This is a genomic window from Streptomyces sp. NPDC096339 (assembly GCF_044762985.1).
In the GTDB taxonomy this organism is placed as follows: domain Bacteria; phylum Actinomycetota; class Actinomycetes; order Streptomycetales; family Streptomycetaceae; genus Streptomyces.
Map to the genome: position 1 here is coordinate 180,039 of NZ_JBIWFI010000008.1, position 15,922 is coordinate 195,960.

Annotated in this window: 10 protein-coding genes; 5 read left to right on the plus strand and 5 right to left on the minus strand. The window is 74.3% G+C overall.

Translation table 11 applies throughout. The annotated features are described in order from the left end of the window. Positions 1-17: 17 nt before the first annotated feature. The 3 genes from ACIQ5Y_RS14335 to ACIQ5Y_RS14345 all read right to left on the minus strand — a co-directional run bounded on the left by ACIQ5Y_RS14335 (position 18) and on the right by ACIQ5Y_RS14345 (position 7,895). A complete protein-coding gene (locus ACIQ5Y_RS14335) occupies positions 18-692 on the minus strand; it encodes a 4'-phosphopantetheinyl transferase family protein (RefSeq protein WP_403879544.1) in 675 nt (224 codons plus the stop codon). Next, positions 689-5,548 (minus strand): aminotransferase class I/II-fold pyridoxal phosphate-dependent enzyme, encoded by a 4,860-nt coding sequence (locus ACIQ5Y_RS14340; protein WP_403879546.1) that lies wholly within the window; start codon positions 5,546-5,548, stop codon positions 689-691. The genes ACIQ5Y_RS14335 and ACIQ5Y_RS14340 overlap by 4 nt, the downstream gene beginning before the upstream one ends. Before the next feature lie 76 nt (positions 5,549-5,624). Continuing rightward, the gene (locus ACIQ5Y_RS14345) at positions 5,625-7,895 is read right to left on the minus strand and encodes an MMPL family transporter (protein WP_403879548.1); all 2,271 of its coding nucleotides are present in this window, start codon (positions 7,893-7,895) and stop codon (positions 5,625-5,627) included. 206 nt (positions 7,896-8,101) lie between these two features. On the opposite strand from ACIQ5Y_RS14345, the gene recQ reads away from it, so the two are divergent. Together recQ and ACIQ5Y_RS14355 are read left to right on the plus strand one after the other, a co-directional pair. Next, positions 8,102-10,099 carry a DNA helicase RecQ gene (gene recQ, locus ACIQ5Y_RS14350; RefSeq protein WP_403879550.1) on the plus strand — a complete coding sequence of 666 codons (1,998 nt, stop codon included), beginning with the start codon at positions 8,102-8,104 and terminating at the stop codon, positions 10,097-10,099. Positions 10,100-10,157: 58 nt separating this feature from the next. Continuing rightward, positions 10,158-10,814 carry a class I SAM-dependent methyltransferase gene (locus ACIQ5Y_RS14355; RefSeq protein WP_403879552.1) on the plus strand — a complete coding sequence of 219 codons (657 nt, stop codon included), beginning with the start codon at positions 10,158-10,160 and terminating at the stop codon, positions 10,812-10,814. Here ACIQ5Y_RS14355 and ACIQ5Y_RS14360 read toward each other — a convergent pair. Then, on the minus strand, positions 10,767-11,570 hold the full coding sequence (locus ACIQ5Y_RS14360; RefSeq protein ID WP_403879554.1) for a helix-turn-helix domain-containing protein: 804 nt from the start codon (positions 11,568-11,570) through the stop codon (positions 10,767-10,769). The two genes, ACIQ5Y_RS14355 and ACIQ5Y_RS14360, sit on opposite strands and share 48 nt — an antisense overlap. A 122-nt stretch (positions 11,571-11,692) precedes the next feature. Between ACIQ5Y_RS14360 and ACIQ5Y_RS14365 the strand changes: the two genes are divergently transcribed. Then, complete coding sequence (locus tag ACIQ5Y_RS14365; RefSeq protein WP_403879556.1) at positions 11,693-13,168, plus strand: CehA/McbA family metallohydrolase; 1,476 nt, start codon at positions 11,693-11,695, stop codon at positions 13,166-13,168. Here the strand turns inward: ACIQ5Y_RS14365 and ACIQ5Y_RS14370 are convergent. Continuing rightward, the gene (locus tag ACIQ5Y_RS14370) at positions 13,165-13,989 is read right to left on the minus strand and encodes a dienelactone hydrolase family protein (RefSeq protein WP_403879558.1); all 825 of its coding nucleotides are present in this window, start codon (positions 13,987-13,989) and stop codon (positions 13,165-13,167) included. The genes ACIQ5Y_RS14365 and ACIQ5Y_RS14370 overlap by 4 nt on opposite strands. A 112-nt stretch (positions 13,990-14,101) precedes the next feature. On the opposite strand from ACIQ5Y_RS14370, the gene ACIQ5Y_RS14375 reads away from it, so the two are divergent. Together ACIQ5Y_RS14375 and ACIQ5Y_RS14380 are read left to right on the plus strand one after the other, a co-directional pair. Further along, complete coding sequence (locus ACIQ5Y_RS14375) at positions 14,102-15,064, plus strand: ABC transporter ATP-binding protein (protein WP_403879560.1); 963 nt, start codon at positions 14,102-14,104, stop codon at positions 15,062-15,064. Then, positions 15,061-15,882, plus strand: coding sequence for an ABC transporter permease subunit (locus ACIQ5Y_RS14380; RefSeq protein WP_403879562.1), 822 nt, complete (start codon positions 15,061-15,063; stop codon positions 15,880-15,882). Before ACIQ5Y_RS14375 ends, ACIQ5Y_RS14380 begins: the two co-directional genes overlap by 4 nt. Positions 15,883-15,922: the final 40 nt, after the last annotated feature.

Below are 15,922 nucleotides of genomic sequence, written 5' to 3' on the forward strand. Positions count from 1 at the left end.
GCACCAACGCAGTGCCTTCACGGCCGCGCGAGGACGAGGGCGAGCAGTGCGCCGCCCGCCCGCCACACCATCGCGCGGCGCCGACCGCCCAGCAGGGGCGGCGTCAGGCCGAGGAGCGCGACACCGCGCGGGGCGGAACCGAAGACGCCGCTCCGGTCGGCCTTGACCGCGGCCTCCTTCAGCGCCCAGGCACCGGCCAGGGCATCGGCCCGGTCCGTACCGATGAGGGCGAGCTCCGCGGGCGAGAAGACGTGGTCCGCGACCCGGCGTACCGCGTCGGCCGAGCCGGCCTCGCACAGATCCACTCCGACCGGTTCCGGAGCGAGCGCGGCCGCCACGTGACGGGCCGTGTGGCTGATGGACACGTTCAGCGCGGGCACCGGGCTGCCGCCGACCACCGCGTACGGGCTGCCGTCGTCCCGCGGGAGGATCTCCACCTCGCGCTCCGGCGCGGCCAGGGCCCCGCCCACCAGACGCTTGGCGAGCAGCCGGCCGGCCAGCCACTCGGCCCGCCGCCAGGCCGGGAGCGCCCGGACCACCCGCCGCTCGGCCGGCGAGAGGCCGGGGGAGGGCCACGGCGCCTCGTGCGGGCCGGGGCGCCGGGCCACGATGAGGGCGGCCCCGCCCCATCGGTGGACGCCGCCCGGCGCGATCGGCGGGAAGGCGCCGGCCGCCACGGCGGCGGGGCTCATGCGGCGGCCCTGGCCGGGGCCGCCGCGTCCAGGTGCCGCAGCTCCCGCGTCAGCGCGGTGACCGTACGGCGGATCTGGTCGAGCGTGTGGTCGCGGGTCACGAAGAAGCGCAGCCGGGCCATCTCCTCGGGTACCGCCGGGTACAGGATCGGGTTGACGCTGACACCCTGCCGGAACAGGGCCTCCGCGAGCCGCAGGGTCTTCGCCGAGTCGCCGACGATGCACGGGACGATCGCCGTGCCGCGGCTCTCACCGGTGTCGATGCCCTCGGCGCGCGCGAGGCGGACGAACAGCGCGGCGTTCTCCGCGAGGCGGGCCACCCGCTCCGGCTCGGCACGCAGCACCCGCAGGGCCGTCAGCGAGGCGGCGGCGTCGGCCGGGGTCATCCCGGCGCTGAAGACGAAACCCGGAGCGGTGTAGCGCAGGTACTCGACGACCGCCCGGCTCCCGGCGACGTAGCCGCCGCAGCTCGCGAGGGCCTTCGACAGGGTGCCCGACCACAGTTCCACGGCCCGGCGGTCGATGCCGAAGTGCTCGCCGATGCCGCGCCCCGTCGCACCGATCGTTCCGATGCTGTGCGCCTCGTCGATCATCAGCAGCGCACCGTGCCGGCGCTTGACCTCGACGATCGAGGGCAGGTCGGCGATGTCCCCGTCCATGCTGTACACGCCCTCGACGACGACGAGGACCCGCCGGTACTGGTCGCGGACCTGCGTGAGGATGGCGTCGAGGGCGGCCGCGTCGTTGTGCGGGAACGGCCGCCGGGTCGCACCGGAGAGCCTGCAGCCCTGTAGGACGCTGTCGTGGGCGAGGGAGTCGTGGACGACCAGGTCGCCCGGTCCGACGAGGTGCCCGATCACGGTGACGTTGGTGGCGTGCCCGTTGGCCAGTGAGAGCGCGTCCTCGCATCCGAGCAGGTCGGCGAGTTCCGCGTCGAGCTCCAGGTGGAGCGGACGGGTGCCGGACAGCAGCCGGCTGGCCGACGCGGAGGTGCCGTAGCGCTCGATCGCCTCCTTGGCCGCCTCGTTCACCCGGGGGTGCGTGGCCATGCCGAGGTAGTTGTAACCGGCGAACGAGAGGAGTTCGCGGCCGTCGACGACGGTGGTGTCCGTCAGGCCGCCCTCGTGGACGAGGAAGTACGGATTGGCCAGCCCGAGCCCCCCGAGCGCGGCGACCCGCCGGCCGTGCTCGGTGACCTCCGGGAAGCACTCGATCCGGGTGTGCTCGTCGGGCAGCGGGGGAGGGGTCCCGGCCTCGCCCTCGTACTCGGCACGTTGTCCCGGGACGGGCACGGGCACGGGTGCGGGGACGGCTACGGCAGCCGGTGCGGGATCGGCGGGGTCGGCGGAGCCGGTCGCGATCAGTGCGGAGATCCGGGCGGCGGTCGGCCGGTCGGCCACCCGCTCGTCGAACCTCCACCGGGGCCACTGCCGTTTGAGGGAGGTGAACAGGTCGGTCAGCATCAGCGAGTCGAAGCCGAGGTCGTCGATCAGCAGCTGGTCGGCCCGCAAGCGGCTCACCGGGAACGCGCTGATCCGGGCCACGTGGCCGAGTACGGTCTCGGTCACCTCGTCGAGTCCTCCGATCAGCGAGGACTCCTCGGCGGCCGGCCCGGAGGCCCCGGCCGGCGGCAACGGCGCCGCCCCGCCCTCCGGCCGCGCCGAAACCGGTGCCGATGCCGATGCCGATGCCGGAGTCTGGGCCTGGGCCGGGTTCGGGGCCCCGGCCGGTGTCGATGCCTGGTCGGCAACCGGGGCCGGAGCCGGAGTCCGGGCCGATGCCGATGCCGATGCCGGAGTCTGGGCCTGGGCCTGGGCCTGGGCCGGGCTCGGGGCTGGGGCCCCAGCCGGAGCCGGAGCCGCAACCTGGACCTGAGGCGGGGCCTGAGCCGGGGCCGGTGCCTGGGACGCGACCGGGGCCGGGGCCTGGGCCGCAACCAGGGCCGGTGCCTGGGACGCGACCGGGGCCGGGGCCTGGGGCGGAGTCTGGGCACGGGGCGGGGTTGCGGCTTGGGGAGCGGATCCCGGGTGGAGTCGGGCCTCGGCGGCGGCCGGTTCCGTGGGGCGTCGGTCCGTCACCCAGTACGACTGCGCGTCGAGCTTCGCCACCGGCAGGTCCAGCAGACGGCGGTCCTCCCGCGGAACCAGCGCGCGCGGGTCGACCGGGGCGCCCAGGACCGCGAGCCGGGCCAGGGCCAGGACGAAGGCGCGGCCACCGTCCGGCTCCGCCGCCGCGGCGGCCACGAGATGGACGTCCCCGTGGCCGGCGAGGTTGCGGCGGACCGAGGTGAGCAGCGAGCTGCCGCCGGTCACCTGGACGAAGACCCGGGCCCCCTGCTCGTACGCCGTGCCCACCGCGTCGGAGAAGTGCACCGGCGTGGACGCGTGCCGCACCCACAGCTCGCGCAGCTCCCCGGTGTCGGTGCAGACCGCGGCGTTCACCGACGAGACGAACGGCAGCACGGGGCTGCTGACACGGCGGCCGGCGAGGTCCGCGCGCATGCTCTCCTCGGCGGCCGCCAGCCGCGGCGAGTGGAAGGCGTTGGACACTTCGAGCATCGCCGTGACGACCCCGGCCTCGGCGCAGGCCTTGCGGAGCGCGGCGAGCCCTTGGGGAGTGCCGCTGACCACGACCTGCCGGGGCTGGTTGAAGCAGGCGAGCCACACGTCGTCGATGCCGTCGATCAGCCGGCGGCAGGTCTCCTTGTCGCTCTGCACGGCGAGCATCCCGCCCCGCAGGCCCGTCTCGGCCAGCCGCAGGGCCGCCCCGCGGTGGACCAGCAGCCGGACGGTGTCCGCGTCGGTGAGCGCTCCGGCGGCCGCGGCCGCGGCGAACTCCCCGACGCTGTGCCCGAGGGCGACGTCCGGAGCGATCCCGCAGTCGGCGAGCAGCCGGGTCGTGGCGATCTGGACGGTGCCGAGCAGTGGCTGGCACACCTCGGTGGCGGTGATCCGCCGCCCGATCTCCTCGGTGTCGCCGCCGGCCGCGGCCTCGCCGTACAGCAGATCGGCGAGGTCGACGCCGGTGTCCCGGCGCGCCACGGCGCTGAGGACGCCGACGGTCGCCCGGAAGCCGGTGAACCGCTCGTGGAGGTCGGCCATCATGCCCGGCCCCTGACTGCCCTGGCCGGGGAAGAGGAAGGCGATCCTGCGCTGCTCGGCCGGCAGTGGGGCATCGGCGGCGAAGGCGCCGTCCCCGAGGTCGCCGCTGGCGCCTTCGAGGAGCTGCTCACGGGCCTCGCGCAGCCGCTCGGTGAACTCCTCCGTGTCGGTGGCCACGATCGCGAGCCGCGCCTTCAGCGGCCGGCGCGAGCCCAGCGTGTGCGCCAGTGCCGCGAGCGGCGGGCGGTCCGCCGGGCCGAGCGCGTCCAGGTGGTCGAGCACCTCGCCGATGTGCCGGTCGAGCTGCCGGGGGCCGCCGGCCGAGACCAGTACGAGCTGGGGCGCGGGCCGCTCGGTGCGTACCGGGGGACCTGCCACGGCCGGGGTGGCCGGCGCCTCGTCCAGCACCACGTGGACGTTCGTGCCGCCGAAGCCGAAGGAGCTGACGGCGGCCCGCCGCGGGCCGTGCTCAGGCCAGGGCCGCGCGGTGTCGGCGATGCGCAGGCCCGCGGCGGAGATCGCCAGGTCCGGGTGGGGGGTGGTGTGCGGCTGCGGCACGATCGTGCGGTGGTGGACGACCAGGGCCGTCTTGATCAGCCCGGCGATGCCCGCCGCGGACAGGGAGTGCCCGATGAGGGCCTTGCCCGCGCCGAGGTAGCACAGCGACGGGTCGTCGTCGGGCCACTCGGTGCGCAGCCGGCGCAGGGCCTCGGTCTCGGCGCGGTCGCCCGCGGCGGTACCGGTGCCGTGGGCCTCCAGGAAGCCCACGGAGGAGGGGGCGACACCGGCGTCGTCGTAGGCGCGGTGCATGGCGCGCAGTTGGCCTTCGGCGGTGGGCACGAGCGGTCCGGGGGAGGCGCCGTCGTTGGCCGAGCCGATGCCCTTGATCACCGCGTACACCCGGTCGCCGTCGGCGAGCGCGTCGGCGAGCGGCCGGAGGACGACGACCCCGGCGCCCTCGCCGAGGACGAAGCCGTCGGCCTCCGCGTCGAACGGGCGGCACACCCCCGCGGCGGACAGGGCGCGGAGCCTGGAGAAGCCGACCAGGCTGTCGGGGGTGAGGTTGAGGTACACCCCGCCGACGACGGCGATCCGGCAGGTGCCCTGCCGCAGGTGGGCGACGGCCTGGTCGAGGGCGACCAGCGATCCGGAGCAGGCGGCGTCTACCGCGAAGCTGGGGCCGCCCAGGTCGAAGTGGCGGCTGACGGTGCCGCAGGCCATGTTGAGGAGGCTGCCGGGCAGGGTGAAGCTCTGGATGGAGCCGAGCAGGGCCGCCTGCTCCTTGACGGCTTCGATGCCGCCGGGGTCGTCCGCGTGGAGGGATTCCTCGGCCAGGGTGATGGCCCGGATGGGGGCCGTCATCAGGTCCTTGTAGTCGGACACCGACACCCCGAAGAAGACCCCGGTGTTCTCCCGGTCGAAGTCCCCGCGGCCCAGCCCCGCGTCGTCGAGGGCCTCGCGGGCGACGTCGAGCATCAGCCGGTGCTGCGGGTCCATGGCCCGGGCGCGCGCGGGAGGCACTCCGTAGTGCTCGGCGTCGAAGCGGTCCACGCCGTCCAGGAAGGCGACCTGGTCGGTGTAGGCCGCGTTGGGGGCCGACCGGTTGCCGGGTTCGTGGAAGGTCCCGTGGTTCCAGCGGTCCGACGGGACGGCGGAGAACTGCCGCTCCCCGCTCATCAGGAGCTTCCAGTAGCCGTTGACGTCGGGGGCTCCGGGGAAGCGGCAGCCGAGTCCGGTGATGGCGATCTCGTTCATGACGGTTCTTCCTTCGCTGTGCGGGGTGTTCTCGGGGACGGGATGAGCGGACTTCTTCGGGGAGGCGGCCGGGTGGTCAGCGGCGCGCGGGGGTCCGGGTGCAGAGCGGGGTGCGGACCGGGGCCCGGTTCCGGGCCGGCGGGCACCTCCCGGAGGTGCCCGGGGGAGGCCGCGGTGCCGGTTTGGGCGGGCCGCGCCGCAGCGGCCGCGGCGCCCACCAGTTCAGGCCACCGGCCAGGCGCATCAGCGCCGGTACGAGGACGCCCCGTACGAGCGTGGCGTCGAGGAGGACGCCCAGGGCCGCGCCGATCCCGAAGAACTGGAGGAGGGAGACCCGGGAGGTGCCGAAGCCCAGCAGGGTGAAGGCGAGCAGGGCGCCGGCGGTCGTGACGATGCCGCCCGTGCGGGCGATGCCCGAGACGATCGCGGCGTCGTCGTCCTGCCCGGCGTCGTGCGCCTCCTTGATGCGGGCGAGGACGAACACCTCGTAGTCCACCGACAGCCCGAAGACGATGCAGAACAGCAGCACCGGCATGGTCGTGCTGAGGGGGCCGGGCGTGAATCCGAGCAACCCGCTCAGATGGCCCGTCTGGAAGACCCACACCATGGCGCCGAGGACGGCCGTGAGGCTCAGGGCGTTCAGCGCGATGGCCTTCAGGGGCAGGAGCAGACTGCGGGTGAAGCCGAGCAGCAGCGCGAAGGTGGTCAGGGTGATCACGCAGAGCGCCAGTGGCAGCCGGTTTCCCACCGTGGCCTTGGCGTCGACCAGGACGGCGCTCGGTCCGCCGACCAGTACCTCGGCGCCCGCCGGGGCCGGAGCCCTGCGGACCTCGCGCACGAGCTGCTGGGCTGCGTGCGACTGGGGGTCGACCAGCGGTACGACCGAGAACCGTGCGGGTCCGTCGGCGGCGGGCGCGGTGAGGGACCGGGCGGCGCCGGGACCGGTGTCCCTGGCCCCGTCGCGGAACACGGCGCCGGGCGCCATGACCCGGGCGACGTGCGGGAGCCCGGACAGCCGTCGGGCGTACTCCTCCCGCGCCGACGGGGAAGCCGGTCCCAGGACGAGGACCGTGAGCGGGCCGGCGCCCTGCGCGTCGAAGGCGCCGCGCACGAGGTCCCCGGTCTGACGGCCGGCCGCGCTCAGTGGCAGCGCCCGGTCGTCCGGGGTGGCGAAACCGGCGTGCGCGAACGGGCCGGCCAGCAGCGCGAGCAGACCGATCACCGGCAGGGCCGCGGCCACCGGGCGGCGTACGACGATCCGCGCGAGCCCCTCCCAGAAGCGGGAGCGCGAGCCCGTGTGCGTACGGCGGCGCCACGGTACGGGCCAGGCGTTCACCCGCTTCCCGAGCAGCGTGAGCAGGGCCGGCAGGACGGTCACGGCGCTCACGGCCGCGATCGCCACCACGGCGATGCCCGCGTAGGCGAAGGAGCGCAGGAAGTACGGAGGGAACACGAGCAGCGTCGCGAGCGCGGCGGAGACCGTCGCGGCACTGAAGAGGATCGTGTGACCCGCGGTGCGCACGGTGCGTACGGCGGCGTTGCGCGGCCGGTACCCGGCGGCGAGCTCCTCCCGGAACCGGGAGACGATCAGCAGCCCGTAGTCGATGCCCAGCCCCAGGCCGAGCGCGGTGGTGAGGTTCAGCGCGAAGACGGACACGTCGGTGACGGAGGCGAGGACGCTCAGGACCAGCAGCGTCCCGGCGATGGCCAGGACCCCGATGAGCAGGGGCAGTGTGGCGGCCACCACGCTGCCGAACACCAGGACGAGCAGGACGAGGGTGCCCGGCAGGACGACGGACTCGGCCCGCTTCAGGTCGGACTCCGCGATGTCCTGGAGCTCGGCGTCGACCAGAGCGGACCCGCCCACGTGCACCGTGAGGCCGGTCGTCGGAGCCTTGGGGGTGCTCAGCTCCTCGCGCAGGTGTCCGGCGCGCTCGGCCAACCGCTTCCCGTCGCCGTCCACGTGCGCGACGATCATGGCCGAGTGGCCGTCCCGGCCGCGCAGCGCCGCCGCGTCGCCGTTCGTCCAGTACGAGCTCACCGCGCTCACGTGCGCCTCGGCGGCCAGCCGCTTCGTCAGGGCCTCGCCCGCGCGCCGCGCCGCCGGATCGTCCACGTAGCCGCCGCGCGTCTGCGCGACGACGACCAGGTTGGGTGTGGCCCCCAGGTGCTCGGCGGCCACACGGGCGGCCCGGCTGGATTCCGAGCGCGGATCGTCGTAACCCTGCGTCTTCAGCCGGCCCGCCGACGAGGCGCCGAACACGGCGGACAGCAGCAGGAAGGCGAGTGCCGCGAGGAGGACGAACCGGGGGCGGCGGGTCACGAAGACCCCTGCACGGGGGTACATGATGCCTCCGATCCCGGTCTCGATCTCGCTGACGGCCACTCCTCCCGCGGTGCGCGGAAGGCCGGTTTCCACCGTGCCCGGGGGAGGGACGGAGCCGTAGCCCCGGCAATTCGTCACTTGACAGGTGGCGCCGGGTCGTGCGCGCGTCGTCCACAGGTCCGGACGGATGGGACGGGTGTGTCGGCGGGTGCCGCTAGGCTTCTCGAATGGCCCTTCCGGACGCGTCCCCCGAGATCTCCGATGCTCTGCGTGTGCTCCACCGCGTCTTCGGTTACGACTCCTTCCGCGGCGAGCAGCAGCAGATCATCGAGCAGGTGACCGGCGGCGGCGACGCCCTCGTGCTCATGCCGACCGGCGGCGGAAAGTCGCTGTGCTACCAGATCCCGGCGCTCGTCAGAGAAGGCACGGGCATCGTGGTCTCGCCGCTCATCGCGCTGATGCAGGACCAGGTGGACGCGCTCACCGCCCTCGGCGTGCGCGCCGGATTCCTCAACTCGACGCAGGACCCCTACGAGCGGCAGGCCGTCGAGCAGGCCTTCCTCGCCGACGAACTGGACCTGCTCTACCTGGCGCCCGAGCGGCTGCGCATGGAGGGCACCCAGCGGCTGCTGGACCGGGGCAAGGTGTCGCTCTTCGCCATCGACGAGGCGCACTGCGTGGCCCAGTGGGGCCACGACTTCCGCCCCGACTACCTCGCGCTGTCCATGCTGCACGAGCGCTGGCCGAAGGTGCCGCGGATCGCGCTGACCGCGACGGCGACCACCGCCACCCACGCCGAGATCGCGACGCGGCTCGGTCTGCAGGACGCCCGGCACTTCGTCGCCAGCTTCGACCGGCCGAACATCCAGTACCGCATCGTGCCGAAGAACAACCCGCTCAGGCAGCTGCTGGAGCTGATCCGGTCCGAGCACGAGGGGGACGCCGGCGTCGTCTACTGCCTCTCGCGCTCCTCCGTGGAGAAGACCGCCGCCTTCCTGGTGGAACAGGGCATCGACGCCGTGGCCTACCACGCCGGAATGGACGCCCGCACGCGCGCCGCGAACCAGTCGCGCTTCCTGCGGGAGGACGGGGTCGTCGTGGTGGCCACGATCGCCTTCGGCATGGGCATCGACAAGCCCGACGTGCGCTTCGTGGCCCACCTGGACCTGCCGAAGTCGGTCGAGGGCTACTACCAGGAGACCGGCCGTGCGGGCCGCGACGGCGAGCCGGCCACGGCATGGCTGGCGTACGGACTGCAGGACGTGGTCCAGCAGCGCAAACTCATCGACGGCTCGGAGGGCGACGACGCCCACCGCCGTTCGATGGCGGCGCACCTCGACGCCATGCTCGCGCTGTGCGAGACGGTCGACTGCCGCCGGGTCGGGCTGCTGGCCTACTTCGGTCAGCCGGGCGAGGCCTGCGGCAACTGCGACACCTGCCTGACGCCGCCGGAGTCCTGGGACGCGACGGTCGCGGCGCAGAAGCTGCTGTCCACGGTGTGGCGGCTGGCGAAGGAACGGCGCCAGAAGTTCGGCGCGGGCCAGATCATCGACATCCTCCAGGGCAAGAAGACCGCCAAGGTCATCCAGTTCGACCACGACGCGCTGTCCGTGTTCGGAGTCGGCGCGGACCTGGGCACCGCGGAATGGCGCGGGGTCGTGCGCCAGCTGCTGGCGCTGCGGCTGCTGGCGGTCGAAGGCGACTTCGGGACGCTCGTGCTGACGGACGACAGCGGCGAGGTGCTGGGCGGCCGCCGCAAGGTCACGATGCGCAAGGAGACGGCGGCGGCCGCTACCGCCCGCAAGGAGTCCGGTTCGCGCAAGGGGAAGGGCTCTCGCGTACCGGCCGACCTGCCGGCGGCCGCGGTCCCGGTCTTCGAGGCCCTGCGCGCCTGGCGGGCCGCGACGGCGCGCGAACAGGGAGTGCCGGCGTACGTCGTCTTCCACGACGCGACGCTGCGGGAGATCGCCACGCGGGTGCCCGGCACGGTGGAGGAGCTGGGCACGATCGGAGGGGTCGGCGAGGCGAAGCTCGCGAAGTACGCCGAAGGCGTGCTCGACGCGCTCGCCGAGGCGCACGCCCAGGCGACGGTCCCGGCCCCGGCGGCCCCGCCCGCGGCCGAGTCGATCCCGCGGGCGTCGGCCCCTCGTGCCGCGGAGCCGTATGACGAGGAGCCGCCCTTCGAGCCGGACGAGATCGACCCGCCCTGGGACGACTGGGAGTAGCAGGCGCGCGAGCGCTTCGTTCAAGACCGGTGGGGGGCGCCCGGGACAGGCTGTCCGCATGACCGTGAACGAGCGAAGCTTCACTCCCGCGCTGGGCCGTTTCGCGTCCGCGCGCTTCTACGACCCCGTGCTGGCCCTGACGCGCGAACGGCTGTGGCGGGGCCTGCTGGCCATGTACGTGGCCCCGCAGCCCGGTGACGTGATCATCGACGTGGGCTGCGGCACCGGATCGACCACGCTGCTGCTGGAACGGATCGAACCCCGCGCGCGCATCATCGGCGTCGATCCCGATCCCGACGTGCTGGAGATCGCGCGGGACAAGGGCGGCGCCGGCACGGGGGTGCGGTGGCGGGTCGGGATGGGTGACGCGCTGACCGAGGTGGTCGGCGCGGAGTCCGTCGGCGCCGTGGTCTCCAGCCTGGTGCTCCACCAGTGCCCGCTCCCGGTGAAGCGGAAGATCCTCGCTTCGATGTTCGAGGTGCTGGAGCCCGGCGGGAGGCTGGTGATCGCCGATTTCGGACTGCAGCGGACCAGGGCGATGCGCCTCGCGTTCAAGGTGGTGCAGTGGGCGGACGGCAAGGAGGACACGCAGCCGAACGCCGACGGCGCCCTGCCCGAACTGATCGCGGAGGCGGGATTCCTCGGTGTCCGCGAGGCCGAGGTGGTGTCAACCGTTACCGGTTCGATCTCCGTCTACGTCGCCCGGCGCCCGTGAGGGACCTGAGAGGTCCAAGAGGTCTGAGAGGACCGAGGGGCCTGCCGGGACCGAGGGACCCGACGGGTCCGACGCGCGCAGCATCGCCACCAACGCCGTCGGCGTGATCCCGATCATCTCGCGCATCTGCCGGGTGAAGTGAGCCTGGTCGGCGAAGCCGCCCAGGACAGCGGCCTCGGCCGGAGACCGGCCCGCACGCAGCGCGCCCGCCGTGCGGGCCAGCCGGTGCCAGATGCGACGTCGAGCGAGGGTCATGCCCAGCTGCTGCCGGGCGAGGGCGCGAAGCCGCTGCGGGGAGAGCCCGACCCGGGCGGCGAGCTCTGGCATCGTCAGCCCCTCCGCCGCCGGGGCGTTCAGGGCCGACAGCAGGCGGCCGTCCAGCCGGCTCGACGGCCGCGCGCCGGAACCGAGCAGATCCCGCTCACTGAGCCCGCGCAGCTCGGGAACCGCGCTGATGCCGCTGCCGCAGAGCTCGCGCAGGCGGTCGGCGAAGGCGCAGTGCGGCTCCACGAAGAACGTGCGCTGGTACGGCGCCGGCACCATGCGGTGCGCCACCATCGGCGGCACGGCCAGGACGGTGCCGCGGTGGCGTACCCCGGCGGCGTCCACCATCGTCAGCTCGCCCCGCGGGGCGACGGCCAGTTGGAACGCGGCGTGCCGGTGCGTGGAGTTGTCCGTCGTGGGCCCCTCGTAGAACGCGTACCCCGCCCCGATGGCGAACCGCACCCGTGCCTCCGCCACTTCCCGCGCCTCCATGCTCTCCCCCTCCGACAGGCCGCGCCGCGGGTCTCAACGCGCGACTCGGCGCACAGGTTCCACCCCCCGGCACCTCGGGAACGTTCACGCCGGATTCACCTTCCCCGGCGATGATCGGGGGCATGGCCCTCAGTAGACGAGCACTGCTGGCACAGGCAACCGCGGCGGCCGCCGCCGCGACCCCTTCCGTCACCGCGGCGGCCGCCTCGGGGGCGGAGCCGACCACCACCACGACCCTGCGCGGCACCATCCCACCCGGAGCCCCGGACTTCGTGTACCTCCCGCTGGACGTTCCCCCGGGGGTACGGGAGTTGCGCGTCTCCTACTGCTACGACAAGCCGCCCACCCCGCCCGGCACCCCGGGCAACGCCCTCGACATCGGCCTGTTCGACCAGCGCGGCACCGCGCTCGGCGGCCGCGGCTTCCGGGGCTGGTCCGGCGGCGCCCGCGGCGAGTTCTTCCTCCGCGCCGACGAAGCCACGCCCGGCTACCTGCCCGGCCCGCTGGAGCCCGGCCGCTGGTACATCGCGCTCGGCCCCTACACCGTGGCCCCGCAGGGCCTGTCGTACGAGATCACCGCCGAGCTGACCCACGGCGAACCGGCCGCCCCGACCCCGGCGGCCTACCCGCCCGAGCGCCTTCCGGGCCGCGGCCGCGCCTGGTACCGAGGTGACTGCCACGTGCACTCGGTGCACTCCGACGGCCGCCGCACCCCGGCCGAGATCACCGGCCTCGCCCGGGCCGCCGGCCTGGACTTCGTCAACACCTCCGAACACAACACCCACAGCTCCCACACCGCCTGGGCCGGCGCCGCCGAACAGGGCCTGCTCGTCCTCACGGGCGAGGAGATCACCACCCGCACCGGCCACGTCCTGGCCGTCGGCACCGACCCGGGCACCTTCGTCGACTGGCGCTACCGCTCCCGCGACGGCCGCTTCGAGCGGTTCGCCCGTGCCGTCCGGCAGGCGGGCGGTCTCGTCGTCCCCGCCCACCCGCACGCCACCTGCATCGGCTGCGCCTGGAAGTTCGGCTTCGGCGAGGCGGACGCCGTGGAGGTGTGGAACGGTGCCTGGACCCCCGACGACGAGGTGTCCCTGGCCTCCTGGGACGCCACCCTGCACGGAGCCCACGGGGAGCGCTGGCTCCCGGCCCTGGCGCACAGCGACTACCACCGCGACCCGGACCGCGTCGGCGGCCCGCAGACCGTCGTCCTGGCCGACGACCTCTCGCGCACGGCGATCCTGGCGGGCCTGCGGGCCGGCCGCGCCTACGCCGCAGAATCCTCCACCGTCTCCGTCGACTTCACCGCCGTCACCCCGCGCGGCGCCCACGCGGGCATCGGCGAGCGGCTGCGCGTGTCCGATCCGGCCACGGAGGTCCTCGTACGGCTGTCCGTGACCGGGGCGGAGGGGTGCGACCTGCGGCTGGTCACGGACCAGGGCCTGGCCTTCACGGCGCCCGGGGCGACCTCCCTGGAGTGGCGTACGACTCCCGCCCGGGCGGCATACGTCCGCGCGGAGGTCCGCCACCCGGCGCAAACGCCTCCGCTGCCTGGCCCGCCGGCCGCCTTCACCAACCCGATCTGGCTCGACGCCTAGGGGGCGGCCAGCAGCCGGGTGCGGAACAGGCCGAGCACCTGGTCCAGTGCCGCCCGGGTGGGTTCCCCGGGGGTGTCGATCAGGTGCTCGGTCAGTACGGAGTGCGGGGGCAGCACGCCTTCGGGATTGGCCGTCCCGTCCTCCAGCTCCACCGCGACGAAGGCCTCGCCGAGCTCGCGGCGCAGGAACGCGAAGCGGTCCCCGGGGACGAATTTGTCGCCCTTGAACCGCAGCCCCATCACCTGCAACCCTTCGCGCTCGCACCGCCCCCGTACGACGGCGAGTTCCGCCGGGCTGATGTCGATCACGCGCGAACGGCCCGCCGAGACGGCCACCGGCAGCGAGGGCTGCGACAGCACCGGGGCGACCAGCCGGGGATCGGTGGCCATGGCCAGGGCGAAACCGCCGGTCAGGCACATTCCCACGGCTCCGACGCCCGGGCCGCCGCACCGCTCGTGCTCGTGCGCGGCCAGGGCCCGCAGCCAGGCCACGACCCGGGAACTGCGGCCCGTGGCCAGCAGCGTGAACTCCCGGCTGACGCACACCTTGAGCATCGACGAGGCCGCGTACCGGCCGGCGCTCAGCATGCCGTGCGCCTCGGGACGGGGGTCGCGGCCGGGCTCGCCGAACAGCACCGGGAGCACGGCCGTGCAGCCGATCGCGGCGACCCGGTCGGCGAACTCCAGCACCTTCGGCGTGATGCCCGGTATCTCGGCCATCACGATCACGGCGGGTCCCGTGCCGCGCCGGAGGATCCGGCGCTCGGTGCCCCCGTACGCGAACGTGCTCTTCTCGTAGCCGGACAGGTCGTGGTCCGTCATGAATCTCCTCGCCCCCTGCGTGCACCGGATCGTGCCGGGAGAACTTCGCCGGCCCCGGGGGAGTGTGGCACGTGCGGGGGCGTGCCCGGGGGCGCGGGCGGAGACTGGGGGTATGCGGGTGGATTCGCGTGCCATCGAGCTCGGCGGCCTGACCAAGGCGTACGGGCCGGTCGTGGGGATCGAGTCCCTGAGCCTGACCGTGGACGAGGGCGAGGTGTTCGGGTTCCTCGGCCCCAACGGAGCGGGCAAGACGACCACCCTGCGCTGCCTGACCGGGCTGCTGCGGCCCACGGCCGGGCGGGTCAGGGTGCTCGGCCTCGACCCCGTGCGCGACCACCGCCGGCTCGCCGGGGCGCTCGGCTACCTCCCGGGCGAGCTGCGGCTCTACCCGGAACTCACGGGCGCGCAGACCCTGGACCTGCTGTGCTCCCTCCAAGGCGTGCCCGCCCCGAGCCGCGGCGCGCTGTGCGAACGGCTGGGACTGACCGACCCGGTCCTGCGCCGCACGGTGGGCGGCTACTCGCGGGGCATGAAGCAGAAGCTGGGGCTCGTACAGGCGCTGCAGCACGATCCCCGGCTGGTCGTGCTCGACGAGCCCACGGAGGGGCTGGACCCGCTGGTCCAGGAGACGTTCTTCGAGCTGATGGCGGAGACGGTGGCCGCCGGGCGGACGGTGCTGCTGTCGAGCCACGTACTGCCCGAGGTGCAGCGGGCCTGCGGGCGGGTGGCGATCGTCCGGGAGGGGCGGCTGGTGACGGTGGAGAGCGTCGCCGCGCTCCGGGAGGCGCGGGCGCGGCGGATCCGTCTGGACTTCGGGGACGGGAAGGGCGCGCGGCCCCTGGGGCGGGCGGACCAGTGGGCCCCGCGCTGGGCGGGGGACCGGGTGGAGCTGCTCGTCCCCCCGGTCGAGGTGGTCAGGGCCCTGCGGAGCCTGCTCGCCATGGGCGTGGCCGACGTGACCGTCGAGGAGGCGGGGCTGGACGAGGCCTTCCTCGACCTCTACCGCAACGGCAGCGGCACCGGCACCGGCACAGGCACAGGCAACGGCAACGGCACCGTGCGGGAGGAGCCGTGAGCGCGCGGTGGCCGCTGCTGTGGCTGGCGCTGCACCGGCGCCGGCGGATGCTGATCGCCCTCGTGGTGGGCATGGTCGTCTTCGAGACGCTCATCGTGGTGGTGGCCAACACCATCGCCCCGGGGCAGCTGTTCGCCACCGGCGGCAGACGACCACCGTCGGTGTACCGGGCGTTCAGCGGCTCCGGTGGCGACGTGTCGATCGCGAGCTACCCCGGGCTGCTCGGGGCGGGGCTGATCCACCCGTTCTGGATCGCCATGCAGCTGACCGCGATCGGTTCGCTGGCCGCCGCCGCGGTGGCCGCGGACGTGGAGTCGGGAACGATCGAACTGGTCATGGTGCGACCGGTGAGCCGCAACCGGCTGCTGACCGAACGGGCGGCGGCGCTCGGCATCGCCGTCCTCGCCCTGAACGCGGCGGCCACGGCGGCGGTGGCGGCCGGGGTCTGGCTGTCGCCCGGCATCCACCGGGCCGTGCCGCTGACCGGCGTCCTCGCCGCCGGGGTGATGGGGTGCGGATTCGCGTTCTGCGTGGCGGGCCCGGCGCTGGCCGTGTCGGCCGGCGGCAGCCGGCGGGCCCCGGTGGTCGGCGTGACCATCGCGATCGGGGCCGTCGGCTTCGCCGTGAACTTCATCGCCCTGGCCTGGTCCAAGGCGGCGCCGCTGAGGTTCGTCAGCCCGTTCCACTACTACACGCCGGGCGACGCGCTGGCCCGGGGCGAGGTGCTGTGGCCGCAGTTGGGCGTCCTCGTAGGCGTCGGCGCGCTGGGGCTGGCGGGGGCGTACGCACTGCTGAGGAGGCGGGACCTCGCCCCGTAGACCGCAGGGCGGGCGCGCCCCCGGGAGGCGCCGTGGGGTA